Source organism: Streptomyces sp. CRN 30 (assembly GCF_034105845.1).
The window spans coordinates 26,530-48,679 of record NZ_JAVRHI010000138.1 but is presented as its reverse complement, the minus strand read 5'-3'; the positions used below and the strand labels follow the sequence as shown (position 1 = coordinate 48,679).

Genomic DNA, 22,150 nt, shown 5'->3' with positions numbered 1-22,150 from the left:
CCGCTCGCTCCCCTCCCCTGACGGACGCGGCTACGAACCGGAGCGTTCCCTCTCCGCGCCCGCCTCCTGCTCCTTCGCCGGCTCCCGGTGCGCCTTCTCCGCTTCCTTCTGCGCCTGCTTCTCCGCCTTGGCCGCCTCCGCGATCTGCCGCTTGGCGGCGGTCGCGTAGATGTCGACGTACTCCTGGCCGGAGAGCTTCATGATCTCGTACATGACCTCGTCGGTCACCGCGCGCAGCACGAACCGGTCGTGCTCCATGCCCTGGTAGCGGCTGAAGTCGAGGGGCTTGCCGATCCGGATGCCGGGGCGCATCAGCTTGGGGACGACCTTCCCCGGCGGCTGGATCTTCTCGGTGTCGATCATGGCGACCGGGATCACCGGGGCGCCGGTGGCGAGCGTCACCCGCGCGAGACCGCCGGGCTTGCCCCGGTAGAGGCGGCCGTCGGGCGAGCGCGTGCCCTCGGGGTAGATGCCGAACAGCTCACCGCGCTCCAGGACCTCGATGCCGCTCTTGATCGCCGCCTCGCCCGCGCCGCGCGTACCGGAGCGGTCCACCGGGAGCTGGCCGACGCCCTTGAAGAAGGCGGCGGTCATCCGGCCCTTGACGCCGGGCGTGGTGAAGTACTCCGCCTTCGCGATGAACGTCACCTTGCGGTCGAGGACCGCGGGCAGGAAGAACGAGTCGGAGAACGAGAGGTGATTGCTCGCGAGAATCGCCGGGCCCTCGGCGGGAACGTTCTCCAGGCCCTCCACCCAGGGCCTGAAGGCGAGCTTCAGCGGCCCCCCGATGCCCACCTTCATCGCGCCGTACAACAACCGAGTGCCTCCTGTGTCTGTCGGTCAGACCTTAACCCGGCGCGGGGCCCCGGGGCCGGACGGCCCGTATCGCGGACCGCGCGGAGCCGGTCCGGCGCGGTTCCGGCACGGTCGCCGGCGGTCGTCCCGGGTGGGCGAAACCCCTGGTCGGTGTCAGTGGGGTCGCGTACGGTGAAGTACGCCTCGTCGGCCCGCGACGCCTCGGGGCGGCGTCCCGTGGCCCGTGCGCCGCAGGGCGTGTACCGGTCCCCGACCGGCGAAGCTCTGACCACCCCCGTTCCGACCGCCCCACCTCACCGAACAGGAGACCGAACGTGCGGGTCCTCCCTGGAGCCGAGCCGTACCGCCACGAGGGCGGGGAGGTCGGCGTCCTCCTCTGCCACGGCTTCACCGGTTCCCCGCAGTCACTGCGCCCCTGGGCCGAACACCTCGCCGAGCGCGGTCTGACCGTCTCGCTGCCGCTGCTGCCCGGGCACGGCACGCGCTGGGAGGACATGCAGCTCACCGGCTGGCAGGACTGGTACGCGGAGGTGGACCGCGAGCTGCGCGCCCTGCGTGAGCGCTGCGCGCGGGTCTTCGTCCTCGGGCTGTCCATGGGCGGTGCCCTGGCGCTGCGGCTGGCCGCGCGGCACGGCGACGACATCTCCGGGATCGTCCTCGTCAACCCGGGGAACAGGGTGCACGGCCTGGCCGCGCACGCCCTTCCCGTGCTCCGCCACTTCGTCCGTACGACGAACGGGATCACCAGCGACATCAGGAAGGAGGGTGCCGCCGAGGTGGGCTACGCCAAGGTGCCGCTGCACGCGGCGCACTCGCTGCGGACCTTCTTCCAGCTGGTCGACAAGGAACTTCCGCAGGTCACCCAGCCGTTGCTGCTGTTGCACAGCGTCGAGGACCACGTGGTGCCGCCGGCCGACTCGGCGCGCGTCCTCGGCCGGGTCTCGTCCACGGACGTCACCGAGATCCTGCTGGAACAGAGCTACCACGTCGCGACGTTGGACAACGACGCAGACCTGATCTTCGAGGAGAGTCACGCCTTCATCGGCCGGCTCGCCCCCTCGGCCGACGCCGGCGAGGAGGCGACCGCGACGCCGGCGGAACAGCGGGAAGGGACGGCCACTGGTGGCTGAGCACGACTCCGAGCGCGAGCCGGAGGAGAAGGAGGCGCCGCCGGGCGGGGACCGCGGCGACTTCGGCGGCTCCTCCCCAGGCGACTCCTCCGGCACCTCCGGCGCCGGCGGCACCCCGTCCGCCGGTCTTCCTTCCGCCGTGCCGCCCGGCGACACGCCTTCCGGTACGCCGGCCGGTACGCCGCCGCCCGGTGCGGAGCCGGGCGTTCCGTTCGACGAGGACGCCGCCTGGCGGGCCATCGTCGCCGGGTACGGGGACGAGCCGCCGGACCCGCCCGGGGCGAAGCCGTTCAAGTCGGTGGAGGACCTGGCACTGCTGGAGACGGACCCGAACGACTCCGCCGAGGAGTCCGCCGGAGAGCCCGGCGGGGGACGTCCCGGCAGATCCGCCGAGAAGAAACCCTCCGGGACGTCCTCCGACGAGCCGTCCGAGCAGTCCGCGAGGTCCGAGGACGCCGAGAAGGGCGGGGACTCCGCCGAGCAGGGCGGTCCCGCCGCGACCCTGCCCCTGGGCGGCTCCGTCGCCTTCGCGCCCGGCGTCGGCGGCCCGCGTGACTACCGGCTGGCCGAGCCCGAACCGGACAGGTCCGGCAAGGGCGGCGCGGAGGACGACGACGAGGACGGCGAGGGCCACTTCGTGCCGCCCGAGCCGCCCCCGCTGCCCGCCGCCGACACGACGGCCAAGTTCGCCTGGCTCGGGGTGGTGGGCGGCCCCCTCCTGCTGCTGCTCGCCGTGCTCCTCGGCTGGCACATGACCTGGTGGCTGGCCACCCTGGGCATCGGGGGCTTCCTCGGCGGCTTCGCCACGCTGGTGCTGCGCATGCAGGACGACGACGAGGAGAACGACGACCCGGGACGCGGGGCGGTCGTCTGAGCGGTCGCGGGACCGCGCGCCGCCCGCGCCGCCCGCGCCGGTCAGGATGCGGCGGGCACCCTGAGGGCGGCCAGCACCGGCAGGTGGTCGGTGGCCGCCCGCAGGTCCGCCTCCGTCACTCCGGGGTGCTCCCGGGGCACGCCGCAGCCCAGGACCTCGACGCCCGGGGTGGCGAGGACCGCGTCGATCCGCTTGACGGCGTCCGTCGCCGTGGAGGTGTACTCCCCGCCCCACGGGGCCGTCGCCCAGCCGTCCTGGAGCTCGGCGGCCAGGCGCTGGAAGCTCCGCCCGTCGGGGGTGTCGTTGAGGTCGCCGCCCGCGACCGCGTGCTCCACGCCCATCCCGGCCAGCCGGTCAAGGAGCATGCCGGACTGCTCGTACCGCTCGTCCTTCCGCAGGCTCAGGTGCGTGCTGAGCACCCCGAGCCGGGCGCCGCCGAACCGGACGACCGCCGTGGCGAGGCCGCGCCGGTGCAGGCCGGGGGTGAGGGGCAGCAGCACGTCCTCGGTGCGTTCGACCCGCGCCCGCAGCGAGCACAGCAGGGCGGGGCCCGCGGCGGTGGCGCCGCCCGAGAGGTGGACGAGCCCGGAGGCCGCCGCCAGCCGCGCCAGCTTCTTGCGCCAGCGGAAGAAGCGGGGGGCCTCCTGGAGGAGCACCAGGTCCGGGGCGCAGGCGGTGATCACCCGGGCCAGCGCGGCGGTGTCGTCCTGCATCGAGCGGATGTTGTAGCTCAGCACCCGCACGACGGCGGAGCCGTCGGCCTCGGTCCGGGAGCCGGGAAGCACCGTGGTGGTCACCATGACGATCAAGATACGCCGCGCCCGCCGCCCCGGGCGGGGCGGCGGGCGCCGTCGTACGTGTCAGCGTGCGTGGTGAGCCGTCGTCCTACATGATCGGGTCGGGCTCCCGGGCCAGGTCCGCCGCGCCCACCAGGCCCGCCTTGTTGCCGAGCTGGGCGGCGATCACGTCGGCCACCGGACGCCAGTTGCCGCCGACGAGCCAGCGCTTGTAGGACTTGCGGATCGGGTCGAGGACCAGCTCGCCCTCGTCCGACAGTCCGCCGCCGACGATGAACGCGGACGGGTCGAACAGCGAGGCCAGGTCGGCGAGGCCGGCGCCGGCCCAGCGGGCCAGCTCGCGGTAGGAGTCGACGGCCACCGGGTCGCCCTGCCGCGCGGCCATGGAGATGTGCTTGCCCTCGATGCCCTCGTGGGTGCCGTCGCCCAGCGAGAGCAGCACCTCGGCGCGCTCCGGCGTGGCGTTGGCGCGCTGCTTCGCGTACCGCACGAGGGCGCGGCCGGAGGCGTACTGCTCCCAGCAGCCCTGCGAGCCGCAGCCGCACAGCAGGCCGTCGGGCACCATCCGGATGTGGCCGAACTCGGCGGCCACGCCGAAGTGGCCGCGGCGCAGCTTGTTGCCGATGATGATGCCGCCGCCGAGGCCGGTGCCGAGCGTGATGCAGATGACGTTGCGGTGGCCCTTGCCCGCGCCGAACTTGTACTCGCCCCAGGCGGCCGCGTTCGCGTCGTTCTCCACGACGACCGGCAGGCCGACGCGCGCCTCGACCTTCTCCTTGAGCGGCTCCTGGCGCCAGTCGATGTTGGGCGCGAAGTAGACCGTCGAGCGCTGGCGGTTCACGTAGCCGGCGGCGCCGATGCCGACACCGACGATTTCGTGCCCGGCCCGCGCGCCGTCGACGGCGGAGGCGATGGCGTCCACGATGCCCTCGGGCGTGCCCGGGGTCGGCACCTTGTGGGTCGAGAGGATGTTGCCTTCCTCGTCGACCACGCCGGCCGCGATCTTCGTGCCGCCGATGTCGACGCCGATGGTGAGTCCCATGAATCCCTCAGTTCGGTCGAGCCCCGCTACGGCCAACCGTACCCGAGGGGACCCTCAGTCCACGTCGATGCGCTCACTCGGGCCGGGGCCCTCACCCTCGTCCCGGCGCGCGGTCCCACGATCGGTCCAGCGGCGTTCCTGGGCCTGCACCGCGGAGCGGTAGGCGGCGAGCAGTTCGGAGCCGGCCGCGGCCAGGTGGTCGAAGACCTCAGGGTTGCGTTCGATCACGGGTTCCACCGCGGCCTTCGCCTGGCGCACCACCTGGTTCACCACCTGCTGGGCGGTGCCCGAGGCGGCGGCCCCGAGGAGCGGCGACTGCAGCCCGGACAGCTTGTCGGCGACGGTCTCGACCAGCTTGCGCAGCTCCTCGGCGGCCGATCCCGGGGGCGGCCCGTACCGGGCGCGGCGCCGGGCCTTCTCCGCCTCGAGGTCCTCCTCGCAGGCCGTCGCCCAGGCGTCCGGGTCGGTCGCGTCGGCGGCTCGCACCTCGTCGGCCGGCTCCTCGCGAGCGGCGTCGGACGGGGGGCGCTCTTCGCTCATGGCGGACTCCTGGGACGGGGATGCGTGCTTTCGACGGTACCCGAACGGCGGCCTCAGCGGCCCCTGGGCCACAGCTCCGGGTCGGGCGCGAACCGGATCCGCAGTGCGCCCTCACGCAGGGCCGCGCCCCGCACCGTGCACCGGCGCAGGGCCGACGGCAGCGGGACGATGCGGCGGAAGCCCCCGGCGGTGACGACGAGTTCGTCGCCGCGCCGGACCAGGTCGAGCTCCTCGCGTATCGCGCCGGGCAGCGGGAGGTGCCAGACCAGGACGCCCTCGTCGGCGAGCCGGTCGGTGACGGGCCACTCCGGCGGGGCGGGCGCCGGGCCGGCCCCGGGCACGTCGAGCGCCGTGAGGTCGTCGCCGCCGCGGGGGTCGCGCCCGAGGTGGGCGACCTCGTGCACCGGGAGGAGGGCGGCCGGTCCGCCGCCGTACGTGTCCCGCCAGTCCTCCAGGGTCTTGCGCTGCTGGGCGACGGGTCCGGCGAGCCAGGTGTCACCGGTGGCGGACGGCAGGACGCGGTTGGCGACCAGCGCGTCGGGGCGCAGGCCCCGCAGGGCGAGGCCGGTGGTGGCGGTGCGCACCTGGTCGGCGCCGCCCGGTCCGGGTTCGGCGACCAGCCGTACGGTCGTGGCGGGCCGTTCCAGGACGGCCTGTACGGCGGCGAGTTCGGTCTCCCAGCGGGCGGCCGTCTCGTACAGCCACTCGGCGGGCATCGGGACGCCCGCGAGGCGGCCGAGCATCGGGCGCAGGGCGCGGGCGGCCTGCCGCTCCGGGGGCAGCAGCCGGCGGAGGTAACGGCGCAGCTCCTCGGGGAGCGCGAGGAGGTCGAGGGCCTGCGGCGCCGGGGGCAGGTCGACGACGAGCAGGTCGTAGGCCCCGGAGAGGACGGAGTCGCGCAGGGCGCGCAGGAGGTTGAGCTCCGCGGCGCCGGGGAGCGGGGTGAGCTCCTCGGCGTCGAGCCGGGAGGCGCCCAGGAGGTCGAGGACCGTGGCCGCCCGTTCCTGGAGGCCGGCCAGGTCCGTGCGGAAGCCCTCGGCCGCGTCGGGACGCCACGCGGTGAGCCCGGGGGCCGCCTCGACGGGCCGGTCGCCGGTGGGGACGCCGAGCGCGGCGCCGAGGCCGTCGGTGCGGTCGGCGCTGAGCACGAGGGTGCGGGCGCCGTCGCGGGCGGCCCGCAGCGCGGTGGCCGCGGCGACGGTCGTACGGCCGCTGCCGCCGGGACCGGTGATCAGGATGGAGCGCATGAGGGTGAACGCTACCCGCGCGCCCCCGGAGGGGTCGTGCGCCGTCCGGCAGGGGGTGAGCGAGCGCCGAAGGGCGCGGGTCGCGCCGTGGGGTCCGTCACCCGCGACCGCCCGGCTACTTCGCCTCCGGGTCCCCCGACTCGACCCGCTTCTTCAGACCGGCCAGCGCGCGGTCGATGATGACCTTCTCCGCCTTGCGCTTGATCATGCCGAGCATGGGGATCTTGACGTCGACCGTGAGCCGGTACGTGACCTCGGTGGCGCCGGGACCGGCCGGCCTCAGCAGGTACGAGCCGTCGAGGGAGCGCAGCATCTGGGACTTCACCAGGGTCCAGGAGACCTCGTGGCCGCCGGTCCAGGTGTACGCGAGGACCTGGTCGTCCTTGATCGCGCCCGCGTCCATGACGAGGCGGACCTGCTCGGCGCGGCCCTGGTCGTCCGTCGCGAGCACGTCCGCCTCCTTCACCTCACCGGTCCAGTCCGGGTAGCGGGCGAAGTCCGCGATCACGCCCATGACGTCGGCCGGTGCCGCCTCGATCGTGATGCTCGAACTGGTGTGTTCCGCCATCGCCGTGGCTCCTCCGCATGCGGTCCGGATCGAACGTCGCCCCGGGCCGGCGGGACCTGGCCCGGGGAAGAAATCGGTACGCACGTGTGTGCAGCGTGAAGGCTACCGCGCGCCCGGTGGACCGTTCTCACCCGACCTGGCGTTCGTCCGGTTCACGGGTACCACCGGGTTCCGGCCGCCGTCCGCCGCGGGCCTCACCACGTGAGCACCCACGGCTTCCCGCTGCTCGCGAAGTGCCCGACGTTGACGCACTCGGTCGCCCCGATCCGCATCCGCCGTGCCAGCGGCTGGTGGACGTGCCCGAAGAGCGAGTAGCGCGGCCGGGTGCGGCGGATGGCGTCCAGCAGGGCGCGGCTGCCGCGCTCGAAGCGCCGGGCGACCGTGTCGTACACGAGTTCCGGCACCTCGGGAGGGATATGGGTGCACAGCACGTCCACCTCGCCGACGGCCTCGATCTTCGCCGCGTACTCCTCGTCACTGATCTCGTACGGGGTCCGCATCGGAGTGCGCAGGCCGCCGCCCACGAAGCCGAAGGTCCGCCCGCCGATCTCGACGCGCTGCCCGTCCAGCACCGTGGTACCCGGACCGGCGTACTCCGGCCACAGGGCCGGCACGTCGACGTTGCCGTAGGTGGCGTACGTCGGGGTCGGGAAGGCCGGAAACAGTTCCGCGTACTGCTTGCGCACCGCCTTCTCCATGACCGTCGCCCGGTCCTCCTCGATGCCCGCCCACAACCGGGTCCCGAAGGCCCGGGCCTCCTCGAAGCGGCGTGCCGTCCGCAGCGCGACGATCCGCCCCGCGTTCTCCGCCCCGAACAGGTCGGGGAAGATGCCCCGCGAGTGGTCGGCGTAGTCGAGGAAGAGGACCAGGTCACCGAGGCAGACCAGGGCGTCCGCGCCCTCGCCCGCCCGGGCCAGGTCCGTCGTGTTGCCGTGCACGTCGCTGACCACGTGGATGCGTGTTGCGGGGTGACCGCCGGTGGTGGATGCCATGACGATCAAGAGTAGGACGCACGGGACAGATGTGAACAGAGGCGGTCGGACCTGCGGTTACTCGCCAGTTGTCAAGGCTGTGGACTACTGTGCGCCGGGGAGGACCGCCGTGTGTGATGGAACAGACATCTCGCCGGGACCCCCTGTCGGAGAGGCCATACCGGCGGGTAACGTCCGGGCAGTCCAGTCGTGCCCGGGATTTCCCATGATTCCGGAGCACCTGCCCGAGCCTTGGACCGCACCGTCGCAGCAACACAGAGTCGTGGCGCCGGCGCCCTATGAGGAGCAGCAGTCTTGCGCGAGTTCAGCCTTCCGGCTTTGTACGAGGTCCCGACGGACGGCAACCTCACCGACATCGTCCGCAGAAACGCCGCGCAGCACCCGGACGTCGCCGTCATCGCCCGCAGGACGGACGCCGGCTGGCAGGACGTCACCGCCACCGCGTTCCTCGCCGAGGTACGGGCCGCCGCCAAGGGCCTGATCGCCGCGGGCGTCCAGCCCGGCGACCGGGTCGGCCTGATGTCGCGCACCCGTTACGAGTGGACCCTGCTCGACTTCGCGATCTGGTCCGCGGGCGCCGTGACCGTGCCGGTGTACGAGACGAGCTCGCCGGAGCAGGTGGAGTGGATACTCGGCGACTCGGGCGCCACCGCCTGCGTGGTGGAGCTGCCGGGGCACGCGGAGACCGTCGAGTCCGTGCGGGAGGGGCTGCCCGCCCTGAAGCACGTGTGGCAGCTCGAGGCCGGCGCGGTGGAGGAGCTCGGCCGGCTCGGCCAGGACGTCACCGACGCCACGGTCGAGGAGCGTGGCTCGCTGGCGAAGGCCGACGACCCGGCGACCATCGTCTACACCTCCGGCACCACCGGCCGCCCCAAGGGCTGTGTGCTCACCCACCGCAGCTTCTTCGCCGAGTGCGGCAACATCGTGGAGCGGCTGCGCCCCCTGTTCCGTACCGGCGAGTGCTCCGTCCTGCTCTTCCTGCCGCTCGCGCACGTCTTCGGGCGGCTGGTGCAGATCGCGCCGATGATGGCGCCGATCCGGCTCGGCTGCCTCCCGGACATCAAGAACCTCACCGACGAACTGGCGGCGTTCCGGCCCACGCTTATCCTCGGCGTGCCGCGGGTCTTCGAGAAGGTCTACAACTCGGCGCGCGCGAAGGCGCAGGCGGACGGCAAGGGACGGATCTTCGACTTCGCGGCGGACACGGCGATCGCGTACAGCCGCGCGCTGGACACCCCGTCGGGCCCGTCCCTCGGGCTCAGGGTCAAGCACTTCGTGTGCGACAAGCTCGTCTACGGCAAGCTGCGGACCGTCCTCGGCGGCCGCGGCGAGTACGCCATCTCCGGCGGCGCCCCGCTCGGCGAGCGTCTCGGCCACTTCTTCCGCGGCATCGGCTTCACGGTCCTGGAGGGCTACGGCCTGACCGAGTCGTGCGCCGCGACCGCCTTCAACCCCTGGGACAAGCCGAAGATCGGCACGGTCGGCCAGCCGCTGCCCGGCTCGGTGATCCGCATCGCGGACGACGGGGAGGTGCTGCTGCACGGCGAGCACCTGTTCAAGGAGTACTGGAACAACCCGGCCGCCACCGAGGAGGCCCTCGCCGACGGCTGGTTCCACACCGGTGACCTCGGCTCCCTCGACGAGGAGGGCTACCTCAGCATCACCGGCCGGAAGAAGGAGATCATCGTCACCGCGGGCGGCAAGAACGTCGCCCCGGCCGTGATCGAGGACCGCATCCGCGCGCACGCGCTGGTCGCGGAGTGCATGGTGGTGGGCGACGGGCGGCCGTTCGTGGGCGCGCTGGTCACCATCGACGAGGAGTTCCTGGCCCGCTGGTGCGCCGAGCAGGGCAAGCCGGCCGGTTCCACGGCGGCGACGCTGTGCGAGGACGCGGACCTGCTGGCCGCGATCCAGTCCGCGGTCGACGACGGCAACGCCGCGGTGTCCCAGGCCGAGTCGGTGCGCCGGTTCCGGGTGCTGACCGCCCAGTTCACGGAGGACTCGGGGCACCTCACGCCGTCCCTGAAGCTCAAGCGGAGCGTGGTGGCGCGGGACTACGCGGACGAGATCGAGGCGCTGTACCGGAAGTAGCCGGTGCTGCGGACCGCTGACGGCGCGCGTCCTCGCCGCGGGTGCGCGCCGTCAGCGGTCCGCAGCGGTGTTCGGAGCGGCGGCGTTCAGAGCAGCTTCTCCAGCCGCTCCGCCAGCAGGTCCCAGCGCCACTTCTCCTCGACCCACGCGCGCCCCCGCTCCCCCATCCGGCGGCGCAGTTCGGGGTCGTCGAGGAGGGCGAGGACGCGCTCGGCGGTCTCCTCCTCCGAGCCGCCGCGCACCACCCAGCCGGTCTCGCCGTCCAGCACCGCGTCCGGGGCGCCGCCCGAGTCGCCCGCCACCACGGGCAGGCCCGTCGCGGACGCCTCCAGGTACACGATGCCGAGACCCTCCACGTCGAGTCCGCCCCGGCGCGTCCGGCAGGGCATCGCGAAGACGTCACCGGCGCCGTAGTGGGCGGGCAGCTCCGACCAGGGCACGGAGCCGGTGAAGCGCACCGAGTCCGCGACCCCGGTGTCCCGCGCGAGGGTGCGCAGCTCCTGTTCGTACGGGCCGCCGCCGACCACGAGCAGCACCGTCTCCGGCTGCCGGGCGAGGATGCGGGGCAGGGCCCGGATCAGGGTGTCCTGCCCCTTGCGGCGCACCAGCCGGGAGACGCAGACGACCACCGGGCGGTCGGTGAGACCGAGCCGGGCGCGGACCTCCTCGCCGCCCGAGCCGGGGTGGAAGGTCTTCTCGTCGACGCCGGGCGGCAGTTGCACCATCCGCGCGGCCGCCTCGTCGCTGAGCGCGCCGGCGATCCGGGAACGCGTGTACTCGCCCAGGTAGGTGAGGGTGTCCGTGGACTCGCCGATCCGGCCGAGCAGTCGGCGGGCGGCGGGCAGCTGCGCCCAGCCGGCCTCGTGCCCGTGGGTCGTGGCCACCAGCCGCTCGGCCCCCGCCCGGCGCAGCGCGGGCGCCATCAGGCCGAGCGGGGCCGCCGCCCCGAACCACACCGAGGCGCAGCCGTGTTCGCGCAGCAGCGACACCGCGCGCCGGGTCGCCGCCGGTGTGGGCAGCAGCATCGTCGTCCGGTCGCGCACGACGGTGAACGGCTGCTCGGCGTCGAAGGCGGCCGTCGCCTCCACCCCCTCCCGGCTCCGCTTCCAGGTGGAGGCGTACACGACGATGTCCGCGGGGTCCAGGCGCAGCGCCATGTTGTGCAGGAACGCCTGGATACCGCCTGGACGGGGTGGGAAGTCGTTGGTCACGATCAGGGTCTTGTGCATCGCCGCCGACCTTAACCGAACCTCCCCGCACGGCCACGCCCGGCCGCGCTGCCGGGCCGCCGACGGACGGCCGGGAGATAATGCCGTCCCACCCGCGACATCTGGAGAACAGGGGCACACGTGGACATGGCGGGCATACGGCGGTTCCCGGTCCTGCTGCTGGTGACCTGGGGCGCGACCAGACTGCTCCTGCTGCTGTTCGTCTTCAAGGCGCTCGTCTTCCCCGGTCCGGACGTCACCACCGACGTGTCGTCCATCTACCGCGGCTGGTACGAGGTCCTGAGCACGGGCACGTATCCGCTGGACGACGTCACCTGGCAGTACCCGCCCGTCGCGGCGCTCCCCATCCTCTCCCCGGCGCTGCTGCCGTTCCTGGACTACGCGGAGGCGTTCTTCGTCCTGTGCTGCCTCGCCGACCTGGTGGTGCTGGCGCTGCTGCTGTCCGCGGGGCGCGGGCCGGGCAGGACCTGGCGCGGTGCCTGGGTGTGGGTGGTGGGCGTGCCCCTGATGGGGCCGACCGTGTACGCCCGGTACGACGTGATGGTGACGGCGGTGGCGGTCGCGGCCCTGGTCGCCGGGGTCCGGCACCCGCGCGTGATGGGCGCGCTCGTCGCGTTCGGCGCGCTGCTGAAGGTGTGGCCCGGGCTGCTCCTGCTGGGCGTGGTCCGGCTCCGGACCTGGGTGTCGGCGGCGGTGACCGCCGTGGTGCTGGCCGCGCTGTGCGCCCTGGCGATGCCCGGCGCGTTCGCCTTCCTGACCTTCCAGCGGGACCGGGGCACGGAGGTGGAGTCCGTGGGCGCGCTGGTGTTCCACGTGGCCCGCCAGTTCGGCTGGGAGGGCGGTGTGGTCTTCAACTACGGCTCGATGGAGTTCATGGGGCCGTACGTCGACGCCGTGAGCCGGGTGGCCCTGCTGCTGAGCGCGGTCGGGTTCGGCTGGCTGCTGTGGTGGCGGCTGCGGGTGCGGCACCTGGCGCCGCACACGTCCGCCGAGGCGGCGTTCGTGGCGGTCCTGGTGTTCACGGTCACGAGCCGGGTGATCAGCCCGCAGTACCTGGTGTGGCTGGTCGGGCTCGCGGCGGTCTGCCTGTGCTTCCGGGACAGCCGGATGGCGCGGCCCGCGTGGCTCGTCGTGGCCGCGAGCCTGGTGACGGTGCTGGAGTTCCCCGTCTGGTTCACGCACGTGGTCACGAGCGACTGGCGGGGCGTCGTCCTGCTGTTCCTGCGCAACGGGCTGCTCGTCGCCGCCACCCTGCTCGCCGCCCGCGAACTGTGGCGCTCCACGGTCACCGCACGGCCCTCGGCGCGGGTCCCCGGACAGACCGCGCGCACCCGGGCGCCGCTCGCGCGCTGAGAGCGCGTGAACGAGTGACGCGCGGGCTCAGCCGAGCTGGGCCCGCAGGTACTCCCGCCACTCACCCGTGAACTCCCGCGGTGTCGTGCCGAGCACCTCCCGCAGCGCCCCCTCCACGGCCCCCGCCCGTTCCCCGTGGTCGCCCACGGCCCGGTAGAACGCGTTCAGGCCGTCCTCGCCCCACCGTTCCGCGATCATCCGGCAGGCCAGCCAGCCACCCTCGTAGGCCACGGCGAGAGCGGTCGCGTCGCCGCCGAACGCGAAGTCCGCGTCCTCGGGCAGCGCGTGCGGCACCCGGCCCTCCCGCACCTCCCGCTGCAGCTCCGGTGCGATCCGGTCCGCGTCACGCCCGGTCGTCCGGTAGGCGGCCCAGTCGGCGTACCCCTCGGAGAGCCACAGGGGCGTGGCCGCGGTCGTACGGTCGCGGGTGGCGACGTGGGCCGTCTCGTGGGTGAGGACGACCTGCCCGCCGAAGGCGCCGAGTTCGCCGTACGCGTCGGGGTTGACGACGATCCGGTCCGCGGGCGCCCGCTCCGAACCGCCCGCCTGCCCCGTCGTGACCGCCGCGATGCCCCGGTACGCCGCGGCGGGCGCCCCGAGCAGCGCCGCCATCTCCTCCAGCGAACCGGGGACCAGCACGACGACGCGGCCCGCCCAGTCGTCGCCCCATGCCTCGCTCACCGCGGGCACGGCGCGGTCCGCCGCGTCGGCGTGGACGCGCAGGGCGGCCTCCGTGCGGCCGACGCCCAGGACGAGGCTGTGCCGCCCGCGCACGGCCCGGACGGCACCCTGTTCCCACAGCTGCTCGGCGGCCTCGGGGGCGGGCTCGTCGGAGGCGACGTACCAGGTGCCGTCGTCGTGGGTGAGGGTCAGGGCGCGCTCGGCGGTCGCGGGCGCCCGGTCGTAGCCGCGGACGCGGTAGCTCAGCTCCGCCTCGGCCGTCGCCCGGTCCCCCGAGCGCGCGAAGCCGGTCAGCCGGTACGCCCAGGAGGCGAGCGGCAGCTCGCGCAGGCGGGCGAACTCCGCCGTGCCCGTGGCCGGCCGGTCCGCGCCGCCGCCGGCCGCCGGCGCCACCGTCCCGCGGTACGCCGCCTCGTCCCGCTCCAGGACCGCCTCGGCCCGCCGGTCGAGCACCCGCTGGACGTCGTCACGGGCCGGATCGGGCGCCGGGTGCCCGCCGCAGCCCGCCAGGAGCACGCACAGCACGGACAGCACCGTCCCCGTCCCACGCCCTCTGCCGGCCACGTCCCGATCGTACGGCGGCCGCGCCGCGGTGTCGCAGCCCAGCCCTTCAGACCCGCGTGACCGCCGCGATCGGCATCATCCCGACCGGGTCGTAGCGGACCGGGGCGCCCGGGTACGGCGCGTGGATCACCTGGCCGTTGCCCACGTACATCCCGATGTGGCTGGCGTCCGACCGGTAGACGACCAGGTCGCCGGGGAGCACCTCGGACAGCGGCAGCCGCCGGCCCGCGAACTGCTGGGCCTGCGAGGTGCGCGGCAGTCCGATGCCGGCCCGGGCGTACGACCACTGCATCAGGCCCGAGCAGTCGAAGCCGTGGGGCCCGCTGGCGCCCCACATGTACGGCTTGCCGAGGGCGGAGCGGACGGCGGCGAGGGCGGCCGCCGCGCGGCCGTTCGGGGCGACGGCGCCGGCGGGGCCGGGCGCGTCGGCACGGTCGGCGCGCGAGGCGCGGTCGTAGGCGGCGCGGTCGGTGCCGGAGAGGGAGTTGAGGAGCCGGCGGGCCTCGGTGAGCTTGCGCTCGACGCTGCGCTTGTGCCGGGCGACGGCCCGGCGGCTGCGCTCCAGTTCCACCAGCTTGCCGGTGGCCTCCTCGCGCTGCCGGGACATCTCCCGCAGGGCCCCGTGCAGCTCTCCCAGCTCGTCCGCCTGGTGGGCGCTGATCCGCTCCAGGGTGGCGGCCCGGTCGAGGTAGTCGTCGGGGTCGGTGGAGAACAGCAGGGCGAGGGTGGGGTCGAGGCCGCCGGAGCGGTACTGGGCGCCCGCGAGCGAACCGATCGCCTCCCGCATGCTGTTGACGCGCTGCTGCTGGCGGGCGATCAGGTCCTGCGCGTCGCCGACCTGTCCCCGCAGGGTGTCGGCGCGCTCGTCGGCCCGGTTGAACGCCTCGGTGGCCCGCTCGGCCGCCTCGTAGAGACGGTCCACCTCGGCGCGGGTGGGGTCGGACGGGGCGGCGGCGGCCGGGACGGCGCCGAGGGCCGCGGCGGCGGACAGCGCGCAGAGGGCGGCACTGACGCCCCGGTCGAACCCGGACGGGGCAAGGCGGCGTTGGAACCCCACAGGTAGCCGCACTCCCTTCGCTGTCGCCACACGGACCGTTCCCGCGACGCCGGGAGGACGGCCCGGCCGGCCGCGGGCGCCCGGCTGCCGGGACCGCGGGCACGGGGGCCGCTGGTGTCGGGGAAACGCGCCAGACAGTAGCCGCGCGTCCCGCGACGGCCAAAGACCTCGGTGTGCACGCAGCGTGACGCCCCGCCGTGGAGCCAGGTGATCAGCGGGGCGTGGGGTCAGCCGGGGGCACCGGATTTCGCCCGTTCGGGCGGCCCGGTGTGGCGAACGAGAAGGCCCCCCGGGGGTGTCCCTCACCCGGGGGGGAGGGGTGCCGCCGGGGGACCGTTCCGCGTCGGGCGGGAGGGATCGGAGCCCGTGTCAGATGCGGACGCCGAACTGGTACGGCATGTTGTTGATCGACTCGTAGCGGACGACCGTGCCGGTGCGCGGGGCGTGCAGGACCTGGCCGTTGCCCGCGTAGAAGCCGACGTGGTGCAGGTCGCCGTAGAAGATGACCAGGTCGCCGACCTTGAGGTCGCTCTGCGAGTAGATGCGCTGACCCGCGTTGGCCTGGGCCTGCGAGGTGCGCGGGATGGACATGCCGGCCTGGGCGTAGGCCCAGGAGGTGAGGCCGGAGCAGTCGAAGGAGCTGGGGCCGGAGGCGCCGTAGACGTACGGCGAGCCGATCACGCTCTGCGCGGCGGCGTACGCGGAGGAGGCGCGTCCGGAGGCGGGCGCGACGCTGCCGCCGCCACCGCTGCCGGTCTGGGCCTCCAGGGCGGTGCGCTCGCTGGCGCGGGTGGCCCGGGACTCCTCCTCCTCGAGCGCCGCCTTCTCGGCCGCCGTCAGGGAGTTGAGGAGCTTCTGCGCCTCGGCGAGCTTGGCCTTGACCTCGTTCTTCTTCTTGCTGAGGGTCTCGCGTGTGTCGGCGAGGCTCTCGAGCTTGGTGGAGGCCTCCTGGCGCTGCTGGGCGAGCGCGCGCTGCTTGTCCTGGATCTTCTTCAGCGCGTCGACCTGCTGGGCGCTGAGCTGGTCCAGGGTGGACGCCTTGTCGAGGTAGTCGTCCGGGTCGGCGGAGAGGAACAGCTGGAGGGAGGAGTCGATGCCACCGGAGCGGTACTGGGCGCTGGCGGCGAGACCGATGTTCTCCCGCAGCTCGTTGAGCTCGTCCTGGCCGCGGGCGACGTTGTCCTGGAGGGTGGAGATCTCCTTCTCCAGCTTCTCCTGGTCCTCCTTGGCGCCGTTGTACTTCTCGGTGGCCTTCTCGGCCTCCACGTACAGCGCGTCGACCTTGGACTTGACCTCGTCCTTGCTCGGCTTCTCACTCGGAGCGGCGTTGGCGGTCTGGGAGCCCAGGGCCACGGCAGCGGCGGCGGCGGTGGTGAGCACGGTCACACGGGCGCGGCTCGGCTGCTTGGGTCGACGGTGGGACGCCACGGGGGCGATCTCCTTCTTCCTCCAGCCGCCTACCGACACGCCGGTGGGCGGTGCCCCTCCGCCGTCACTCCCGATAAGTGATCACCCGAGCGGAGGTTCGACGCCAGACCCTAGTGACCTTCTTGTGATCAGTTCAAATCCTCAGGTGAAAAAAGTATGTGACGCTCGGCATTCTTTGCGCGCAACGCACGGGCAGTGACCTTCTGTTGACGCTGTGTCGCATGATGCGCCGGTCAATTCCGGCATTGCTTGCGTACGTTGCGCTCGGGACCTACGTCACCCATTGGTGTGTACGGGGCGCACGGGCCAGAAGGTGCACGGCGCGCGGAAGGGGTTCGCCTCAGCCCCGCGAGAGGCGCTTGAGCAGCACCACCGACGCGACCGGCCGGGCGCCCGCCCGCGCCACGCCGTCGGCCACCTCACGGTCGGTGGAGACGACGATGACCGGCCGGCCGGGCGGTTCGGCGCGCACCAGCTGGCGGATCAGCTCGTCCGCGGTGACGCCGGGCTTGGAGAACAGCACGCGCACCCCGCGCGGCGGCGCGAGCAGCACCGGGGCGGCCAGTTCGGCCCCGTCGAAGACGCAGGTCGTCTCGGCGCCCGTCTGCGCGGCGAGCTGCGAGAGCTGGCCGAGCAGCCTGAGGCGCTGCTTCTCCAGCGGCATCTGCGGATAGCCGGTCTTGGTGACGTTGTAGCCGTCGACGACCAGGTGCGCCTGCGGCAGCGCGAGCAACTGGTCGAGGATCGCCGGGTCGTGCTCGGACAGCGCGCGGGCGGCGATGTCCTTGGGCGTCATCCGGCCCGGCTCCACCGCGTCCACGGTCTCGGCGGGCCGTACGGACACCGGTGGCAGCGCGAGCTCCCGCCGCAGTCCCTGCGCCGCGTCCAGGACGGTGTCCAGGAGCAGTCGTACGCGCATGTCCTCGACGCTGCGCCCCTCGCGCGCGGCCCGGCGGGCGGCCTCCAGGGCGGCCTCGCTCTCGCCGAGGCGCGCCTTGAGCCGCCGGCCCTCGCTCTCGGCCGCGGACACCTGCGCCTGGCCCTCGGCGCGCACGGTCTCCATCTCGCTCTGGATCTTGCGCATCGCGGCCTCGCCGCGCTTGACGTCGCTGAGGGCGGCGCGCAGCTTCCGGTGAAGCGATTCGGCTTCCTTCTTCGCCGTCTCCAGCTCCGCGCGCAGCCGCTCGGCCTCGGTCCGGGTCTGGGTGCGCGCCCGGTCCAGCTCCTCGCGCAGCCGCTCCAGTTCGGCGCGGCTCTCGTCGTCGGCGCGCTCGGCGTCGGCCCGCTGCGCCTCCTCGCCGGCGGCGGTGACCAGCTTGACCCAGCCGGGGGGCCGCAGCACGTAGGCCGCGGCCGCCACGTCCAGCGGGTCCGCGGCCGGGGGCGGCGAGCCGGCGTCGAGGGCTCCGGTCAGCTCCGGCTGGGCCTCTCTGAGCCGTTCCCCGATGCGCTGCCGGAACAGCGTGTCGGCCTCCAGGGCGGCCGCCATGGCGTTGCCCGCGAACTTGGTCCGGCGGTTCGGTGCGAACCGGGCGTACTGCCGCAGCTGTGCGGGCAGTTCCGCGACGGTCAGTCCGCCGAAGCCGTCGGAGACGATCTGCACGACGCGCTTGCGCACGCCCTCGGGCAGCGGACGGTCGAGCACCTCAGCGGCGCCGTCGCCCGGCCCCCCGCCTGCGCTCTCCACCATCCGTCACCCCACTATCCGTGCGGGACCCGCTCCGTTCAGGAGCCGGCACCCGGCCTGTCCACGAGTTCCACCTGGTCCACCGCGTTGCACCAGCGGCAGCGCACCGACTCGATGGTCTCACTGACCGTCTCGCGCTCCTCGACCTTCGGCTCCCCGGCGAGGTCGAGGTGCACGTACTCGACGACCTTGGCGGAGCGGGTGACGTCGAAGCGGGTCAGGTTGCCGCAGAGGGTGCAGCGCCAGCGGGTCGTCGCGGTCGGCAGGGGAACCGTCATCGTGGCTGTTCTTCCTTCTTCCGGTTCGCGTGACGCACCGGCTTCCCTGGTGCGTGTGGCTCGTAACCCTACGGCCTGCCGGACACTCGACGCCCGTCCGTCCACAGCGGCGAGGCGGTCTGTGCGGTTCGGTCCTGTTACGTCATGCTCTGTTCATGATCGGCAAGTGGAGCGCGGCGCGCGGCCGGGCGGGACGGGAACAGTCGGCACCGGTGACGTACGGACTGATCGCGGCCTGCTCGCTGATCTTCGTGATCGGCCCGGCGTCCGGCCTGAACCCGTCGTACGGCACCGGGGACGCGCTGCTCGCGGCACAGCGGCTGTACTTCCGCCGCTGGGGCGTCGTACCCGCCGAGCTGCTCGCCGGTGACCCGGGCGCGCTGCTCACACCGGTGACCGCGCTCTTCGTGCACGGCACCTGGCTGCACCTCCTCGGCAACATGCTGTTCCTCTACGTGTTCGGGACGATGGCCGAGGAACGGCTGGGCCGCGTCCAGTTCGCCCTCTTCTACGTGGGCTGCGGTTACCTCGCCCTGGTGGGGTACGCGGCCGCCCACGCCGGCTCGTCGCAGACACTGGTCGGCGCGTCGGGCGCGATCTCCGCGGTCCTCGGCGCGTTCCTGTACCTGTTCCCCGGAGCGCGGGTCACGAGCCTGTTCCCGTTCCTTTTCTTCCTGCCGCTGCGCTTCCCGGCCTGGGTGACCCTGCCGTTCTGGGTGGCCCTGCAGTGGGTGGCGGCGGGGCGGGAGGCGCGCGGGCCCGGGGTCGCCTACCTCGCGCACGTCGTGGGGTTCGCCCTGGGCTTCGCGTACGCGTGGGTGCGGTACGGGCGCCGGGCCGCCGCTCCCGCCGCGTCCGGCGAGGGACCCGCGGACGGCCCCGCGGCCGGGCGGCCTCGCCCCGGCGAGGCTGAGTAAGGTGAGAACCCAGCGTCGGCCACCAGGGAGAGAACCAGCCGTGATCACCGCGATCGTGCTCATCAAGACCAGCGTCGACCGGATCCCCGAGATCGCCGAGTCGATCGCCGCGCTGGACTCCGTCAGCGAGGTGTTCTCCGTCACCGGCACCTACGACCTGATCGCCATGGTCCGGGTGCGCGCGCACGACGACCTCGCCGAGATCATCCCGGGGCGGATCAGCAAGATTCCCGGCGTCGAGGGGACGGACACCCACGTCGCGTTCCGCACGTACTCGCAGCACGACCTCGAGGCCGCGTTCGCCATCGGGCTCGACAGCTGACGACCGGGCGCCGGTGGGAGCCGCGGCGGCCGGAGATGAAGAGTTCCTCATCTCCGGCTCATCCTGGCCGCGGGCGGCGCGCGCACGATTCCCGTATGGCCTTCACACGCAGAATCGCGGCCCTGGCCGCGGTCGTGGTGGTCCCGCTGGGGATCGCCGCGACCAGTTTCGCCCTCACCGACAGCCCCGAGTCACCGAAGATCCCACCCAAGGTGGAGGTGGGGAGCAGCTCCCCCACCGCCACGCCCGATCCGGGCCGGCCCACGCCGACGCCGAGTGACGAGGTCGTGTCGCCGCCCGCGGTGACCGACAGCTCCTCGGACGATGACGATGACGACGACCGCGGCCGGGACGCAGGGGACGACGGATCCAGTGACGACGACGGACCCGACAACGAACCCGCCGGACCGGACGACGACGCGTCCGACGACGGACCCGACGACGACAACTGACGGGGCGCGCCGGCGGATCTCCGCCCGGGTCCGCATCCTGCTGTGGCTGCTGCTGGTGATGGCGGTCGCCCTCACCTCGGTGGCCACGACCACCCGGTCGATCCTGCTGCGGGAGGCCGAGCACCGCATCAACGGTCTGCTCGCCCAGGAGACCGGCGAGTTCGCCAACTTCGAGAAGCGGGGTGTCGATCCGGACACCGGCCGCCGGTTCGACGACCCGGCCCGGCTCGTGCGCGTGTTCCTGGAACGCCAGTACGCAGACCCGGACGAGGAACTGCTCGGACTGGTGGGCCGGACCGACCGGGACCCCGCGCAGTTCATCCAGCCGCGCGACATCCCGGTCGCCGTGCCGCTGCACGAGGACGCGGACGCCCGGCGCCGCATCTACGACTCGCCCGACGCGACCGGCGTCCTGGACCGGCCGTCGGGTGAGATCCGCTGGGCCAAGGTGTCCGTCGCCCGGCCCGGCGGCGAGCCGGAGGCCGCGTTCGTCGTGGCCTTCCACCCGGCCCGCGAACTGCGCGGCGCCGACGACGTGTTCCGCGTCCTGCTCGCCATCTCCGCGGTGGCCCTGCTGCTGACCACCGGCATCGGCTGGGTGGTCGCCGGGCGCATCCTGCTGCCCGTACGCCTGGTGCGCACCGCGGCCGCCGAGATCACCGAGCAGGACCTCACCCGCCGCATACCGGTGCGCGGCCGGGACGACGTGGCCGCGCTCGCCGAGACGTTCAACGCGATGCTCGACCGGCTGGAGCGGGCCTTCGCCGCCCAGCGCGAGTTCGTGGACGACGCGGGCCACGAGCTGCGCACCCCGATCACCATCGTCCGCGGCCACCTGGAGCTGATGGGCGACGACCCCGCCGAGCGCGAGGAGACCGTCCGGCTGGTCACCGACGAGCTGGACCGGATGAGCCGCATCGTGGAGGACCTCCTCCTGCTCGCCAAGGCCGAACGCCCCGACTTCGTCACCCCCGAGCCGGTCCAGCTGGCCGAACTCACCGCCGACGTCTACGTCAAGGCCCGCACCCTGGGCGAGCGCGACTGGCAGCTCGCCGAGGTCGCGGACCGGGAGACGCACGCGGTGGATCCGCAGCGGATCACCCAGGCGATGGTGCAGCTCGCGCAGAACGCCGTGCAGCACACCACCGCGGGCCAGACCATCCGCATCGGGTCGCGCGCCGACGACACGCACGTGGAGCTGTACGTCGCCGACTCCGGGCCCGGCGTCCAGCCGCAGGACGCCGAAGTCATCTTCGAGCGGTTCCGGCGCGGCACCGCCCGGCGCGGCGCCCGCGGCTCGGGCGCGGGCCTCGGGCTCTCCATCGTCCGGGCGATCGCCGAGGCCCACGGCGGCCGGGTCCGCCTGCACGACACGGAGGGCGGCGGCGCCACCTTCGTACTCACCCTGGAAGAGGCACGTACGTGAACCGCATCCTCATCGTGGAGGACGAGGACCGCATCGCGTCCTTCGTCGAGAAGGGCCTGCGCGCCAACGGCTTCACCACCACCGTGGTGGGTGACGGCGACGCGGCCTACGAGTACGCCCTGACCGGCGGCTTCGACCTGGTCCTGCTGGACATCGGGCTGCCCGGCCGGGACGGTTTCACCGTGCTGCGCGCGCTGCGCGAGGAGCGGGTGACGGTGCCCGTGATCGTGCTGACCGCGCGGGACTCCGTCCGGGACACGGTGGCCGGCCTGGAGGGCGGCGCCGACGACTGGATGACCAAGCCGTTCCGGTTCGAGGAGCTGCTGGCCCGGGTGCGGCTGAGACTGCGCACGGCGGCCCGGGCACCCGAGGTGACGGTGCTGCGCAGCGGCGAGCTCAGCCTGGACCTGCGCACCCGCCGGGCCCGCGCGGGGGAACGGACGGTGGACCTGACGGCCCGCGAGTTCGTGCTGCTCGAACTGTTCCTGCGCCACCCGGGCCAGGTCCTGTCGCGCGAGCAGATCCTGTCGCACGTGTGGGGGTACGACTTCGACCCCGGCTCCAACATCGTCGACGTGTACGTGCGCGCGCTGCGGAAGAAGCTGGGGGCGCAGCAGGTGGAGACGGTGCGGGGGATGGGGTACCGGCTGCCGGGGTGA

General features: G+C 73.6%; 22 protein-coding genes. 9 read left to right on the top strand and 13 right to left on the bottom strand.

The genetic code is table 11. From position 1 onward, the window contains the following. Positions 1-30 precede the first annotated feature (30 nt). Positions 31-816, bottom strand: a complete 786-nt coding sequence (locus tag UW392_RS13375; protein ID WP_320775169.1) for a lysophospholipid acyltransferase family protein — start codon at positions 814-816, stop codon at positions 31-33. A 314-nt stretch (positions 817-1,130) separates the two neighbouring features. Between UW392_RS13375 and UW392_RS13370 the strand changes: the two genes are divergently transcribed. Both UW392_RS13370 and UW392_RS13365 read left to right on the top strand, forming a co-directional pair. Next, positions 1,131-1,946 (top strand): alpha/beta hydrolase, encoded by an 816-nt coding sequence (locus UW392_RS13370; protein ID WP_320775168.1) that lies wholly within the window; start codon positions 1,131-1,133, stop codon positions 1,944-1,946. Continuing rightward, on the top strand, positions 1,939-2,820 hold the full coding sequence (locus tag UW392_RS13365) for a hypothetical protein (protein WP_320775167.1): 882 nt from the start codon (positions 1,939-1,941) through the stop codon (positions 2,818-2,820). The genes UW392_RS13370 and UW392_RS13365 overlap by 8 nt, the downstream gene beginning before the upstream one ends. Positions 2,821-2,861: 41 nt before the next feature. Here UW392_RS13365 and UW392_RS13360 read toward each other — a convergent pair whose 3' ends face one another. The 6 genes from UW392_RS13360 to UW392_RS13335 all read right to left on the bottom strand — a co-directional run bounded on the left by UW392_RS13360 (position 2,862) and on the right by UW392_RS13335 (position 8,006). After that, entirely contained in the window at positions 2,862-3,620 is a 759-nt protein-coding gene (locus UW392_RS13360) for an endonuclease/exonuclease/phosphatase family protein (RefSeq protein WP_320775166.1), read from the bottom strand. 85 nt (positions 3,621-3,705) lie between these two features. Further along, positions 3,706-4,659 (bottom strand): ROK family glucokinase, encoded by a 954-nt coding sequence (locus tag UW392_RS13355; protein WP_320775165.1) that lies wholly within the window; start codon positions 4,657-4,659, stop codon positions 3,706-3,708. Positions 4,660-4,713: 54 nt separating this feature from the next. Continuing rightward, positions 4,714-5,199: a DUF5304 domain-containing protein gene (locus UW392_RS13350; protein ID WP_320775164.1), complete on the bottom strand. Its 486-nt coding sequence runs from the start codon at positions 5,197-5,199 to the stop codon at positions 4,714-4,716. Positions 5,200-5,252: 53 nt separating this feature from the next. Continuing rightward, positions 5,253-6,446 carry an ArsA family ATPase gene (locus tag UW392_RS13345; RefSeq protein WP_320775163.1) on the bottom strand — a complete coding sequence of 398 codons (1,194 nt, stop codon included), beginning with the start codon at positions 6,444-6,446 and terminating at the stop codon, positions 5,253-5,255. 115 nt (positions 6,447-6,561) lie between these two features. Beyond that, positions 6,562-7,014: an SRPBCC family protein gene (locus UW392_RS13340; RefSeq protein WP_320775162.1), complete on the bottom strand. Its 453-nt coding sequence runs from the start codon at positions 7,012-7,014 to the stop codon at positions 6,562-6,564. Between the two features lie 194 nt (positions 7,015-7,208). Continuing rightward, positions 7,209-8,006 (bottom strand): metallophosphoesterase family protein, encoded by a 798-nt coding sequence (locus UW392_RS13335; RefSeq protein WP_320775161.1) that lies wholly within the window; start codon positions 8,004-8,006, stop codon positions 7,209-7,211. A 294-nt stretch (positions 8,007-8,300) separates the two neighbouring features. On the opposite strand from UW392_RS13335, the gene UW392_RS13330 reads away from it, so the two are divergent. Next, on the top strand, positions 8,301-10,097 hold the full coding sequence (locus tag UW392_RS13330; protein ID WP_320775160.1) for an AMP-dependent synthetase/ligase: 1,797 nt from the start codon (positions 8,301-8,303) through the stop codon (positions 10,095-10,097). A gap of 86 nt (positions 10,098-10,183) precedes the next feature. Here UW392_RS13330 and UW392_RS13325 read toward each other — a convergent pair whose 3' ends face one another. Then, the gene (locus tag UW392_RS13325; RefSeq protein ID WP_320775159.1) at positions 10,184-11,326 is read right to left on the bottom strand and encodes a glycosyltransferase family 4 protein; all 1,143 of its coding nucleotides are present in this window, start codon (positions 11,324-11,326) and stop codon (positions 10,184-10,186) included. A 126-nt stretch (positions 11,327-11,452) separates the two neighbouring features. Between UW392_RS13325 and UW392_RS13320 the strand changes: the two genes are divergently transcribed. Beyond that, the gene (locus UW392_RS13320; protein ID WP_320775158.1) at positions 11,453-12,679 is read left to right on the top strand and encodes a glycosyltransferase 87 family protein; all 1,227 of its coding nucleotides are present in this window, start codon (positions 11,453-11,455) and stop codon (positions 12,677-12,679) included. Between the two features lie 27 nt (positions 12,680-12,706). On the opposite strand, the gene UW392_RS13315 is transcribed toward UW392_RS13320, so the two are convergent. From UW392_RS13315 to UW392_RS13295, 5 genes are all read right to left on the bottom strand, one after another. Then, positions 12,707-13,924, bottom strand: a complete 1,218-nt coding sequence (locus tag UW392_RS13315) for a hypothetical protein (protein ID WP_320775157.1) — start codon at positions 13,922-13,924, stop codon at positions 12,707-12,709. A gap of 46 nt (positions 13,925-13,970) precedes the next feature. After that, entirely contained in the window at positions 13,971-14,981 is a 1,011-nt protein-coding gene (locus UW392_RS13310; protein WP_320775156.1) for an NlpC/P60 family protein, read from the bottom strand. Positions 14,982-15,350: 369 nt separating this feature from the next. Further along, positions 15,351-16,409, bottom strand: coding sequence for an NlpC/P60 family protein (locus UW392_RS13305; protein ID WP_320775155.1), 1,059 nt, complete (start codon positions 16,407-16,409; stop codon positions 15,351-15,353). Between the two features lie 340 nt (positions 16,410-16,749). Beyond that, a complete protein-coding gene (locus UW392_RS13300) occupies positions 16,750-18,099 on the bottom strand; it encodes an NYN domain-containing protein (protein WP_320775154.1) in 1,350 nt (449 codons plus the stop codon). Positions 18,100-18,134: 35 nt separating this feature from the next. Further along, on the bottom strand, positions 18,135-18,374 hold the full coding sequence (locus tag UW392_RS13295; RefSeq protein WP_320775153.1) for a hypothetical protein: 240 nt from the start codon (positions 18,372-18,374) through the stop codon (positions 18,135-18,137). 155 nt (positions 18,375-18,529) lie between these two features. Here UW392_RS13295 and UW392_RS13290 point away from each other — a divergent pair, with 155 nt between their 5' ends. The 5 genes from UW392_RS13290 to UW392_RS13270 all read left to right on the top strand — a co-directional run bounded on the left by UW392_RS13290 (position 18,530) and on the right by UW392_RS13270 (position 22,150). After that, positions 18,530-19,291, top strand: coding sequence for a rhomboid family intramembrane serine protease (locus UW392_RS13290; protein WP_320775152.1), 762 nt, complete (start codon positions 18,530-18,532; stop codon positions 19,289-19,291). 40 nt (positions 19,292-19,331) lie between these two features. Next, positions 19,332-19,613: an Lrp/AsnC ligand binding domain-containing protein gene (locus UW392_RS13285; RefSeq protein WP_320775151.1), complete on the top strand. Its 282-nt coding sequence runs from the start codon at positions 19,332-19,334 to the stop codon at positions 19,611-19,613. 95 nt (positions 19,614-19,708) lie between these two features. Continuing rightward, positions 19,709-20,065 carry a small secreted hydrophilic protein gene (locus UW392_RS13280; protein ID WP_320775150.1) on the top strand — a complete coding sequence of 119 codons (357 nt, stop codon included), beginning with the start codon at positions 19,709-19,711 and terminating at the stop codon, positions 20,063-20,065. 58 nt (positions 20,066-20,123) lie between these two features. Next, a complete protein-coding gene (locus UW392_RS13275) occupies positions 20,124-21,491 on the top strand; it encodes an ATP-binding protein (protein WP_320775196.1) in 1,368 nt (455 codons plus the stop codon). Then, the gene (locus UW392_RS13270) at positions 21,488-22,150 is read left to right on the top strand and encodes a response regulator transcription factor (protein WP_320775149.1); all 663 of its coding nucleotides are present in this window, start codon (positions 21,488-21,490) and stop codon (positions 22,148-22,150) included. The genes UW392_RS13275 and UW392_RS13270 overlap by 4 nt, the downstream gene beginning before the upstream one ends.